The 12,296-nt window shown below is 40.9% G+C and carries 10 protein-coding genes; all 10 read left to right on the forward strand.

Annotation, left to right across the window (positions count from 1 at the left end):
* A complete protein-coding gene (gene dnaA / locus N4627_RS00005; protein ID WP_003716310.1) occupies positions 1-1,320 on the forward strand; it encodes a chromosomal replication initiator protein DnaA in 1,320 nt (439 codons plus the stop codon).
* 173 nt (positions 1,321-1,493) lie between these two features.
* Positions 1,494-2,633 (forward strand): DNA polymerase III subunit beta, encoded by a 1,140-nt coding sequence (gene dnaN, locus N4627_RS00010; protein ID WP_098044944.1) that lies wholly within the window; start codon positions 1,494-1,496, stop codon positions 2,631-2,633.
* A gap of 212 nt (positions 2,634-2,845) precedes the next feature.
* A complete protein-coding gene (yaaA, locus tag N4627_RS00015) occupies positions 2,846-3,067 on the forward strand; it encodes a S4 domain-containing protein YaaA (protein ID WP_003716308.1) in 222 nt (73 codons plus the stop codon).
* A gap of 8 nt (positions 3,068-3,075) precedes the next feature.
* On the forward strand, positions 3,076-4,200 hold the full coding sequence (gene recF / locus N4627_RS00020) for a DNA replication/repair protein RecF (RefSeq protein ID WP_003716307.1): 1,125 nt from the start codon (positions 3,076-3,078) through the stop codon (positions 4,198-4,200).
* The gene (gene gyrB / locus N4627_RS00025; protein WP_003716306.1) at positions 4,197-6,143 is read left to right on the forward strand and encodes a DNA topoisomerase (ATP-hydrolyzing) subunit B; all 1,947 of its coding nucleotides are present in this window, start codon (positions 4,197-4,199) and stop codon (positions 6,141-6,143) included. Before recF ends, gyrB begins: the two co-directional genes overlap by 4 nt.
* A gap of 88 nt (positions 6,144-6,231) precedes the next feature.
* The gene (gene gyrA, locus N4627_RS00030) at positions 6,232-8,751 is read left to right on the forward strand and encodes a DNA gyrase subunit A (protein ID WP_191336911.1); all 2,520 of its coding nucleotides are present in this window, start codon (positions 6,232-6,234) and stop codon (positions 8,749-8,751) included.
* 198 nt (positions 8,752-8,949) lie between these two features.
* Positions 8,950-9,246: a 30S ribosomal protein S6 gene (gene rpsF / locus N4627_RS00035; RefSeq protein WP_003716304.1), complete on the forward strand. Its 297-nt coding sequence runs from the start codon at positions 8,950-8,952 to the stop codon at positions 9,244-9,246.
* Between the two features lie 36 nt (positions 9,247-9,282).
* On the forward strand, positions 9,283-9,828 hold the full coding sequence (gene ssb / locus N4627_RS00040; RefSeq protein ID WP_003716303.1) for a single-stranded DNA-binding protein: 546 nt from the start codon (positions 9,283-9,285) through the stop codon (positions 9,826-9,828).
* Positions 9,829-9,860: 32 nt separating this feature from the next.
* Positions 9,861-10,097 carry a 30S ribosomal protein S18 gene (gene rpsR, locus N4627_RS00045; RefSeq protein ID WP_003716302.1) on the forward strand — a complete coding sequence of 79 codons (237 nt, stop codon included), beginning with the start codon at positions 9,861-9,863 and terminating at the stop codon, positions 10,095-10,097.
* 174 nt (positions 10,098-10,271) lie between these two features.
* Positions 10,272-12,296, forward strand: coding sequence for a DHH family phosphoesterase (locus tag N4627_RS00050; protein WP_003716301.1), 2,025 nt, complete (start codon positions 10,272-10,274; stop codon positions 12,294-12,296).

The following is a 12,296-nucleotide window of genomic DNA, read 5'->3' on the forward strand; positions in this document are numbered from 1 at the left end:
TTGACTGAGCTCGATTCTCTATGGGAAGCGATCCAAAATTCATTTCGTCAAAGTAAAAGCCAAGTTACCTTTGACACGTTAATTGCTCCGGCAAAACCACTCTCTCTCTCTCAAAATCAATTAGAAGTTGAAGTACCCACAAAAGTCCACCGTGATTTTTGGGAAAAAAACTTAAAGGCTGAACTAAAGCAGTATGCTAAAGCAGTTACTGATCAAGAGATTGAACCGCACTTTGTTCTTGAGGGAGAATTCGATCCTTATCAAAATGATCGACCAGCAGAATCAAATAATTTTGAAATGGATACGCCGCTTAATCCACACTACAACTTCAAAACTTTTGTTGTTGGTGAAGGAAACAAAATGGCCCATGCTGCTGCCTTTGCAGTTGCCGAAAGTCCCGGTGGTCTTTATAACCCGCTTTTCATCTATGGGGGAGTGGGATTAGGAAAAACTCACTTGATGGAAGCAATCGGTAACCATATGCTCCAACTCAATCCGGCAGCAAAAGTAAAATACGTTACTAGCGAAGAATTCACTAATGATTTTATCCATTCTATCCAAAGCAACTCTACGGAAAAGTTCCGTGAAGAGTACCGTAACCTGGACTTATTATTAATTGATGATATTCAGTTCCTTGCTAATAAGGAAGGGACTCAGCTTGAATTCTTCAATACTTTCAACGCTCTTCATGACAATAAAAAGCAAATTGTCATGACTTCTGATCGAATCCCAAACGAAATTCCAGAATTGCAGGATCGTCTTGTTTCACGATTCCGTTGGGGGTTAACGGTTGAGATTACTCCGCCAGATCTGGAGACTCGGATTGCTATTTTGCGGAGTAAAGTAGAGGAAGATCACATTAATATTGGAAATGACACCTTGAATTACATTGCCGGGCAGATCGATACCAATATTCGTGAACTTGAGGGGGCGCTAACCAAGGTTCAGGCATTCTCTAACTTAAGCCAAGAACCAATTACTCCCCACCTTGCATCACAAGCCCTGCGTGGACTGCAAAGGACTACTAAAACAACAATTACGATCACGTCAATCCAAAAAAATGTTGCTGAATTTTACAATATTACCCAAAGTGACATTATTGGGAAAAAGCGGGTCAAGCAAATCGTAGTTCCGCGCCAGATCGCAATGTACCTTTCTCGTGAACTAACTGATTACTCATTACCAAAAATCGGCAAAGAGTTTGGCGGAAAAGATCACACAACCGTTCTTCACGCAATTGATAAAATCGAAGAAGAGCTTCGAACTGATAATGAACTTCAAGAGCAGCTAAATACATTAAAAGCAAAACTAAAAGCATAGCTGTGGAAAACTTGAAAGTTATTCCCAACTTTGTCCACAGTTTATCCACAAGCAAATAAGTTGATTTTTCTTAGCCGAACTAAGTTATCCACAATATTAACAGGCTCTACTACTTCGACTATATTTTAAAGTATTAATATAAATATATATAACCTAACAAAGGAGCATTGATAATGAAATTTACCATCAATCGTTCAGCATTTATTAGTCAATTAAATAATGTTCTTCGGGCAATTTCGTCTAAAACTACTATTCCAATTCTGACTGGTTTAAAGATGGTAGTAGCTAATGATAGCATTACACTAACTGGTAGTAATTCAGACATTACGATTGAAAGTGTAATGTCAGCTAGTAATGAAGATTATGAATTAAAAATCGCTGAACCTGGTTCAATTGTTTTACCAGCCCGGTTCTTCAGTGAGATTGTTAAGAAACTTCCAGATAAACATGTAACTATTGAAATTACTAGTGGCTTTCAAGCTGATATTACTTCAGGTAGTGCAAAATTCCAAATTAATGGACAAGATGCAGAAAACTTCCCTCATTTACCAGAAGTTGAAGCAAATAATACTGTGGTTCTTGCCAATGACATGCTTAAAGAAGTCATTCGGCAAACCGTAATTGCTGTTTCTAAACAAGAAAGTCGGCCAATCCTTGCCGGGATCCACGTAACGTTGCATGATGGATTACTGACGGCAGTCGCTACTGATAGTCATCGACTCGCGCAACGGAAAGTGCAATTAGATGGTGTTGGCGACGTTAATTACGATGTTATTATTCCAGGGAAGAGTTTAGATGAACTTTCTGGAATGATTAGTGACGTTGACGATGACGTAAAGATGCAAGTTACCGATAACCAAGTTTTATTTATTTTTGGTAATACGCACTTCTATTCAAGATTGTTAGAAGGAAATTATCCGGAAACGAGTCAGTTGATTCCAGACACTTCAGATACGACAGTGGAAGTAGATGCCGGAACCTTCTTATCTTCAATTGACCGGGCTTCGTTACTTTCACATGAAAGTCGGAATGATGTTGTTAAATTAACCATTAAGCCTGGTGAAAAGCTGGTTCGGATTAGTGGTGACTCACCAGATATCGGAATGGTGGAAGAAGACGTTGCCACATCAGCGGTTGAGGGAAATGATTTGGAAATCTCCTTCAATCCTAACTACATGAAGGATGCGTTACGGTCCTTTGGTCAATCGACAGTTAAGATTTCATTTACTTCTCCACTACGTCCGTTTACGTTAGTTCCAACGGAAGATACAGAAAACTTTGTTCACCTGATTACACCAGTTCGGACATTTTAATACCATGGAAAAGGATTATGATAATTAGTTTGTCATAACCCTTTTTTATTTTAAAAATTTGCTGAAATCGTGTTTTAAGCAAATTAAGCGTTTTTAACTTGATTTTGACAAAAAAGACTAATAACCACTAAGAAGCCTAAAAAAGGCTATCTGCGCGTTTTTAACCTCTTAAATGTGGTATAATAGTATTTGTGAAAAGTAGGTGATTAAGTGTGGAAAACAAGACCATAAAAATAGATCGGCCTTTCATCACCTTGGGACAACTACTCAAGGAAGAGGGAATTATCCCAACCGGTGGTGCAGCCAAGTGGTTTTTGAAGGAGCATGATGTTCGGATTAATGACGAACTTGATAATCGGCGTGGCCGGAAGTTATATCCGGAAGATGTCGTTATCATTCCCGAGCATGAACCAATTATGATTAAGAGTAAGTAGGAATTTGCATGATTCTTTCAGAATTGCACTTACATAATTTTCGTAATTACGAAGATCTGACAGTTCATTTTGCTCCTGGAGTTAACGTCCTGATTGGTCACAACGCTCAGGGAAAAACGAATATGTTAGAGGCAATTTATGCATTGTCATTAACACGGAGTCACCGGACCCATAACAACCGAGAACTCATTAATTGGCAGCATAAATCAGCAACCATTAGCGGAATTGTTCAAAAGACGAGTGGACGTGTTCCGCTAGAATTAGAATTTACTTCTAAAGGAAAGCGAGCCAAGGTCAATCATCTTGAGCAAGCTCGATTATCTACATATGTTGGTCAGCTAAATGCCATTTTATTTGCGCCGGAGGACTTGTCCCTAGTTAAAGGAGCACCAGCACTACGGCGTCATTTTATGGATATGGAATTTAGTCAGATGAGTAGTAAGTATCTTTATAATGCCGGGCAGTATCGGACTTTACTGCGCCAAAGAAATAAGTATTTGAAGCAGTTAAAATATGGTCAGCAGCACGATAAGGTTTTACTTGGCGTGCTTTCTGATCAATTAGCTGCATACGGTGCAGAGGTTATTATTGCCCGTTATCAATTCCTGCAGCATTTGGAAAAGTGGGCTTCGCAGCTTCATGAGAAAATATCATTAAATGCTGAACAGTTAAGGCTGGACTACATTACCCAATTAAAACTGAACGAAGAAACGACTGTTGAACAGGCATACCAAGACTTGCTTGGCCTTTATCAGTCCCATGTAAATTGGGAAATTGAAAAGGGAACTACAATGTATGGACCGCAACGGGATGATATTCACTTTATGGTTAACGGGAAAAATGTTCAGTCGTTTGGCTCACAAGGTCAGCAGCGAACAACGGCATTATCTGTTAAGTTGGCGGAGATCGACTTAATGAAGGAGCAGACCGGGGAATACCCGTTGCTGCTTTTAGATGATGTCCTATCTGAATTAGATACGATTCGTCAGACACACTTATTGACTGCCTTTCAAGATAAGGTACAAACCTTTCTGACAACAACAAGCTTAAATGATGTTGCACGGCAGTTAATTCATCAACCGAAAATCTTTGAAATTGAACATGGTACTTTGAGCAAGGGGGAAACACAGTGAGCGACGAGCAAAAAGAAACAAAAGCTGAGTTAGCGAGCGAGTATGATGCCAGTCAAATTCAGGTCCTTAAAGGGCTTGATGCAGTACGAAAACGGCCAGGGATGTATATTGGTTCGACCTCGGCTCAAGGACTACACCATTTAGTTTGGGAAATTGTCGATAACGGAATTGACGAGGCCCTGGCTGGATTCTGTAACGAAATTAACGTGATTGTTGAACCAGATAATAGTATTTCTGTTACTGATAATGGACGGGGAATTCCTGTCGATACCCAAAAAGAGACCGGAAAACCAGCCCTTGAAACAGTATTTACTGTTCTTCACGCCGGTGGTAAGTTCGGCGGTGGCGGATATAAGGTCTCCGGTGGATTACACGGGGTCGGTGCTTCAGTCGTAAACGCCCTTTCTACAGAACTTGATGTTAAGGTTTCACGTCAGGGTAAGCGTTACTACATGGACTTTGATCATGGTCACGTTAAGACCTCAATGAAGGTAATTGACGAAAATGTACCGGAAGATATTCACGGGACAACGGTTCACTTTAAGCCGGATCCGGAAATTTTCCGCGAAACAACTACATACAACATTAAGACCTTAACAAACCGTCTTCGTGAGTTGGCATTCCTGAATAAGGGACTAAAGATCACAATTGAAGATAAGCGTGACAAGGAGTCAGAACGGCAAGAATTCCATTATGAAGGTGGGATTCGGCACTACGTTGATTTCTTGAATGAAGGGAAAACGACCCTCTTTGAACCACCAATTTACGTTGAAGGAAAAGAAAACGGCATCACTGTAGAAGTTTCTCTTCAATACACTGATTCTTACAGAAGCGATTTATTGACGTTTACTAACAACATCCACACCTATGAAGGTGGAACGCACGAAACTGGGTTTAAGATGGCCTTAACCCGGGTAATAAATGATTACGGTCATAAGGCAGGTGTCTTAAAGAGTAACGAGACACTTTCTGGTGATGATGTGCGTGAAGGATTAACCGCGGTTGTTTCTATTAAGCACCCGGATCCTCAATTTGAAGGCCAGACTAAGACTAAACTTGGAAACTCTGATGCACGAACGGCAACTGATCATGTTTTTGCAGCGACATTTAACCGATTCCTGCTTGAACACCCTGATGAAGCACGACAAATTATCGAAAAGGGACAACTAGCATCTAAAGCTCGGGTAGCAGCAAAACGAGCACGTGAAGTTACACGGAAAAAGAGCGGCTTGGAAATTAGCAACTTACCAGGAAAGCTAGCCGATAACACTAGTAAGGATCCAAATATTTCTGAGTTATTCATCGTCGAGGGGGACTCAGCCGGTGGTTCTGCAAAGCAGGGACGTTCTCGGTTGACGCAAGCTATTCTACCAATTCGGGGGAAGATCCTGAACGTTGAAAAGGCAACCCTTGACCGGGTCTTGGCAAACGATGAGATTCGTTCTCTATTTACAGCACTTGGAACTGGTTTTGGTGAAGACTTTGACATTACTAAGGCTAACTACCATAAACTAATCATCATGACTGATGCCGATGTCGATGGTGCGCACATTCGAACACTGCTCCTGACACTTTTCTACCGGTTCATGAAACCAATGATTACACACGGCTATGTTTACATTGCCCAACCACCGCTATATCAAGTTCGTCAAGGAAAGTTTGTAAAGTACATTGAATCAGATGAAGAACTCGATCGGGTTGTTAATTCACTTCAACCAAGTCCTAAGCCAGTTATCCAACGGTACAAGGGTCTTGGTGAAATGGATGCCGAACAATTGTGGGAAACAACGATGGATCCTGAAAAACGCCACCTGCTCCGGGTAAATCTTGATGATGCCAAGGCGGCAGAGGAAATCTTCCCAATGTTGATGGGGAATAAGGTTACACCGCGGCGTGAATTTATCGAAAAGAATGCTAAGTTTGTAGAAAATCTTGATTTATAAGATTGGTGTGTGAACCGAAGAAAAAGCTTGTTAATTACTAGAGCCTTTTTCGGGCTATACACTCAAATTTAAAGGAGGAACAACGATAGTGGCTGAAAACGATCTATCAAATAACCGGATCACGGACGTTAACCTGACTAGTCAGATGAAAAATTCATTCTTAGACTACGCCATGAGTGTTATCGTTTCTCGGGCGCTCCCGGATGTGCGTGATGGGTTGAAACCAGTACAACGACGGATCCTATACGGGATGAATGAATTAGGGGTTACTCCTGATAAGCCATATAAGAAATCTGCCCGGATTGTTGGGGATGTTATGGGGAAGTTCCACCCTCATGGTGATTCTTCAATTTATGAAGGGTTAGTACGGATGGCACAGGACTTTAGTTATCGGTACATGTTGGTTGATGGTCACGGTAACTTTGGTTCAATTGATGGTGATAGTCCTGCCGCCATGCGGTATACCGAAGCTAAAATGAGTAAAATTGCCGTTGAAATGTTACGGGATATTAACAAGAACACTGTTGATTTTCAAGATAACTATGACGGAACTGAAAAGGAACCAACTGTGCTACCAGCGCGGTTCCCTAACTTACTTGTTAATGGTGCTTCAGGAATCGCTGTCGGAATGGCAACGAATATTCCAACCCATAATCTCGGGGAAGTTATTAGTGCGATCCACGTATTGATGGATAACCCGGACGCTACAACTGAAGACTTGATGAAGGTCTTGCCAGGGCCAGATTTTCCAACTGGTGGCGTTGTGATGGGCAAGTCCGGAATTCGGAAAGCCTATGAGACCGGTCGAGGAACAATTGTTGTTCGGGCTAAAGTTGATATTGAAGAACGAAAGAACGGTAGACAACAAATTGTCGTTCACGAAATTCCTTATATGGTTAACAAGGCAAAGCTGATTGAACGGATTGCTGACTTAGCCCGGAATAAGGAAATTGAAGGAATTACTGACGTTAATGATGAAACCGACCGTGAAGGAATGCGGATTGTAATTGATGTCCGGCGTGATGCTAGTGCTGAAGTGATCTTGAATAATTTGTACAAGATGACCTTGATGCAGACAACTTTCAATTTCAATATGCTAGCAATAGTTAATGGTGCACCAAAGATCCTTAGCCTGAAGGAAATTCTTCAGTATTACCTAGAACACCAAGAAAATGTTGTTCGGCGGCGGACAGAATTCGACCTGAAGAAAGCCGAAAATCGTGCTCATATTGTTGCTGGGTTACGAATTGCTTTAGATCATATTGATGAAATCATTAATATTATTCGGAACTCCCAAACAAGTGAAATTGCGAAAAACCAATTGATGGAAAACTATGGACTATCGGATCGTCAAGCCCAAGCAATTCTTGATATGCGATTAGTTCGTTTAACCGGTTTGGAACGAGAAAAGATTGAAGCCGAATACAAGAAGTTAATGGCAGCAATTGCCGACTACAAAGACATCCTTGCTCATCAAGAACGGATCAACCAAATTATTTACGACGAATTATTGGAAATTCAAAAGAAATTTGGCGATAAGCGGCGGACAGAGCTTCAAGTTGGTGACATTACTAACATTGAAGATGAAGATTTGATTGAAGAAGAGTCAATTATTGTGACCTTAACGCATAATGGTTACATTAAGCGGTTGCCAGTAGATGAATTTAAGTCTCAACACCGTGGTGGTCGTGGTGTTAAGGGAATGGGTGTTCACAAGGATGACTTTATTGAGCAATTAATTTCTAGTGATACTCATGACCTGCTCCTCTTCTTTACCAATTCAGGAAAGGTTTACTCCATGAAGGGGTATGAAATTCCAGAGTATGGTCGTTCTGCTCAGGGAATTCCGATTATTAACTTACTTGGAATTGACAACAAAGAGAAGATTAGTGCTGTGATTAACGTTTCACATGAAACCAACGATGATGATAAGTTCCTCTTCTTTACCACTAAGCAAGGAACCGTAAAGCGGACACCAGTTACCGAATTTAAGAATATTCGAAGTAATGGGTTGAAAGCGATTAACCTTCACGATAATGATGAGCTGATCCATGTTGATATAGTTAAGGATCAACAAAACATGATTATCGGAACGCACCATGGTTACGCTCTAAGCTTTAACTCATCTGTTGTCCGGTCAATGGGACGTTCAGCGGCAGGGGTTCGCGGAATTCGCTTGCGGGATGATGATTATGTCATCGGTACTGCACCGCTTCATGATGATAGCAATGTCCTAGTAATTAGTGAGTTAGGTTACGGTAAACAAACGCCTGCTAGCGAGTATCCAATTAAGGGTCGTGGCGGTTTAGGTGTTAAGACCGTTAACGTAACTAAGAAGAATGGACCTCTGGTTGGCCTAACAACTGTTAAGGGAGACGAAGATATTATGCTGGTCACGGACCATGGTGTGATTATTCGTTTCGGTGTTGAAACAGTATCGCAGACTGGACGTTCAGCATTAGGAGTTCACCTAATTAAGATGGACAACGGAACGCATGTTGCTACGATTGCGAAGGTTGAAAAAGAAAGTGATGAAGATAGTGAAGACGATTCTTCATCAAATGAAAATTCAACTGAAGAAGCAACTACGGAAGAAAAAACTAAATAAATAAAATAGAAATCCTGATTTGTTACGTCTTTATTAATTAGACCGCAAATTCAGGATTTTCTTGTTACCTGTTCCTTGTTTTAAACCAATGTCTGTGGTATATTTTATTCTTGTGAGTATACGTAACAGACGTCTACTCTCCTTGTTCTTCTTAATCTTTACGGGAAGAGCCAGAGTCCATAAGGAGGTGTAACATTCATGGAAACACGTAAATATGAAATTACTTACATCATTCGTCCTGATATGGAAGAATCTGCAAAGAGTGACCTTGTAGCTCGCTTTGACAAGATTCTCGAAGACAATGGTGCAACCATCGCTGATTCCAAGGATTGGTCAACACGCCGGTTTGCTTACCCAATTGACAAGTACACTGAAGGTACTTACCACGTGGTAAACCTTACTACCGACACTGACGAAGCCTTAAACGAATTCGATCGTTTAGCTAAGTTCAACGATGATATCCTACGTCACATGATCATCAAGCGTGAAGCTTAATTTGATCTTCAATTAATAGAGAGGAGACGAGATCTAATGATTAATCGTGCAGTACTTACTGGACGCTTAACAAGAGATCCTGAGTTGCGGTACACAACCAGTGGAACAGCTGTTGTATCATTTACATTAGCTGTTGATCGTCAATTCCGAAACCAAAATGGGGATCGGGATGCTGACTTTATCAATTGCGTCATTTGGCGTAAGTCTGCTGAAAACTTTAGTAACTTTACTCATAAGGGATCCTTAGTTGGTATCGAAGGACGGATTCAAACCCGGAATTACGAAAACCAACAAGGTAACCGAGTTTATGTTACCGAAGTTGTTGTCGATAATTTTGCACTGCTTGAACCACGCCAAAATGGTGGTGGCCAACAATACGGCAACCAACAACCATTTGGTGGTCAAGGTCAACCGCAGTACAACGATAATCAACCACAACCTGGAAATAATGCTCCTCAGTCTAATTCGTCTAATGGCTTTGGTGGTAATAATAACCAACCAAGTCAACCAGATAGCCAATTTCCTAATAATGGGGACGATGGTCAATCCATTGACTTATCTGATGACGAATTACCATTCTAAAGAATTCTTTAACCAGATAGGAGGGTAATTTCATGGCACAACAACGTCGTGGCGGTCGTCGTCGTCGTAAAGTCGACTTTATCGCCGCAAACCACATCGACTACATCGATTACAAAGACACTGATTTATTACGTCGGTTTATTTCTGAACGGGGTAAGATTTTACCACGTCGGGTTACTGGTACTAGCGCCAAGAACCAACGTAAGTTAACTATCGCTATTAAGCGTGCACGGATTATGGGTCTTTTGCCATTTGTTGCTGAAGATTAATTCCGTAAAATAAAGAATCGTAACAATTATTTGTTGCGATTCTTTATTTTTAAAAGATTTTTCATTCCGGATGTGTTGAGATGCAGTCAAATAGGCCAATGTGATATTATAGATACTGATTTGTTTAACAAAAATTAATAATTAACGAAAAACGTTAAAATCGGGAGGACCAGTATGAGAGATCTTATTAGTCGAGAATACTGGCGAGAGCTGTTTAAACAGCCAGCAGTTCGGTGGAATTTTATTTACATTTTAATTTTAACGATTCTCAGTCTAGCGCTGGGATTCTATATTAACTGGCTTCTTGGGATTGCGATCCTGGTGGTAGCTCTTTTCGGTAGTCAGTTTAGTATAAGTCGTTTACGAACAATCGTTGTTGATGCTCATGAGTACTTAGCAGATTTAACTTATCGGGTTGAGCAGGGACAACAAGAAGCGCTGCTCGAAATGCCTTTAGGAATGATCTTGATGAATAAGCTGGGCGAAATTCAGTGGATTAACCCTTATATGGCTAAGTACTTTGATCTAAAAATTGTTGTTGGAAAAAAACTCAAAGAAGTCGATAACGAGCTTGCCAAACTAGAAAATGAACATCGGAATGATAAAAGGCCGACAATCGTTACGTGGCAGGATCGGCAGTTTGAATTCTTGGTTCAAAAAGATAATCACGTTATCTACATGATGGACGTGACAAGCTATGAAGAAATCAATAAACGTTATAAACAGCAACAAATTTTCCTGGGAAACATATATTTAGATAACTATATTGAATTAACCCAGGGGATGAGTGACTCAGATGTTTCTAATTTACATAACTATGTAACATCGGAAATTAGTAAGTGGGCAGCGGAGAATCACTTACTAATGAAGGTAATTGATGACGACAATTACTTGATTATCGGTCACCAAGTTTCATTGAACCGATTGGAAGAGAAGAAGTTTAAGATTCTCGATATTATTCGTGAAAATACTTCAAAGCAGAACTCGCCAGTAACACTAAGCGTTGGAATTGCTTATGGTGAAAATGATTTGGTAAAATTAGCTGATACTGCTCAAAATAACCTTGACCTTGCGCTGGGACGAGGTGGTGATCAGGTTGTTGTCCGGGCTCAAGATTCTGAAGCACGTTTTTATGGTGGAAAAACCAATCCAATGGAGAAACGGACACGGGTTCGAGCACGGATGATTAGCCAAGCTCTTCAGGAGTTAATGGCACAGGCGGATCAACTTTTTGTAATGGGGCATAAAAATCCTGATATGGATTCACTTGGTGCTTGCTTAGGGATTCGCCGAATTGCGGCAATGAATAACCGTGAGTGTTGGATTGTTATTGATAATGAGCAGGCGCACTCTGATGTTCAGCGTCTTTTAAAGCAAATGGATAATTTCCAAGAGATCAAGGAGCATATTATTACCCCTGAAGAGGCTCTTGAGAAAGCTACCCCTAATAGTCTCCTGGTGATGGTTGACCACGCTAAGAAGGGGATTACAATTGCTTCAGAGCTTTATGAACGATTGCAGAATCGCCTTGTGATTATTGATCACCACCGGCGCGGTGAAGAATTCCCTGAAAATCCATTATTGGTTTACATCGAACCATATGCATCATCAACCTGTGAGTTAATTACTGAAATGTTTGAATACCAGCCACGAGAGGGTAAAGGGTTGAATAAGCTTGAAGCCACTGCAATGCTGACGGGGATTCAAATTGATACTAAATCCTTTACCAAGAGTGCAGGGACACGGACATTTGACGCGGCAAGTTACTTGCGTTCTGCAGGGGCTGATGGGATGATGATCCAGATGTTCATGAAGGAAAATGCAGATAGTTTCATGAAACGTAATCACTTGATCTCATTGGCAGAATTAAATGACTCAATTGCGATCTGTGCCGGAGAAGAAGAACAGGTCTATGATCCAGTAACGGCTGCTCAAGCGGCTGATATGCTTCTTCAGGTTAACGGAATAGAGGCTTCGTTTGTTATTACTAAACGGGCTGATGGAATGGTCTGCATCTCTGCACGTTCAATGGGTGACGTGAATGTTCAATTAATCATGGAAAAGATGGGTGGCGGTGGTCACCTAGCTAATGCCGCAACCCAAATTAAGGGCAAAACAATTGCGGAAGTTAAGCAAACTCTGATTGACCAATTGGCTAAAACAGAGGATGATGGAAATAAAGAATCAACTGAGGAGTGA

This window comes from Limosilactobacillus vaginalis, assembly GCF_025311515.1.
GTDB lineage: Bacteria > Bacillota > Bacilli > Lactobacillales > Lactobacillaceae > Limosilactobacillus > Limosilactobacillus vaginalis.

What these genes read in the sequence shown, in the direction of transcription:
- dnaN (WP_098044944.1), top strand. Translation starts at nt 1,494, where the DNA reads ATGAAATTTACCATCAATCGTTCAGCATTTATTAGTCAATTAAATAAT.
- recF (WP_003716307.1), top strand. Translation starts at nt 3,076, where the DNA reads ATGATTCTTTCAGAATTGCACTTACATAATTTTCGTAATTACGAAGAT.
- rpsF (WP_003716304.1), top strand. Translation starts at nt 8,950, where the DNA reads ATGGAAACACGTAAATATGAAATTACTTACATCATTCGTCCTGATATG.
- ssb (WP_003716303.1), top strand. Translation starts at nt 9,283, where the DNA reads ATGATTAATCGTGCAGTACTTACTGGACGCTTAACAAGAGATCCTGAG.
- rpsR (WP_003716302.1), top strand. Translation starts at nt 9,861, where the DNA reads ATGGCACAACAACGTCGTGGCGGTCGTCGTCGTCGTAAAGTCGACTTT.
- N4627_RS00050 (WP_003716301.1), top strand. Translation starts at nt 10,272, where the DNA reads ATGAGAGATCTTATTAGTCGAGAATACTGGCGAGAGCTGTTTAAACAG.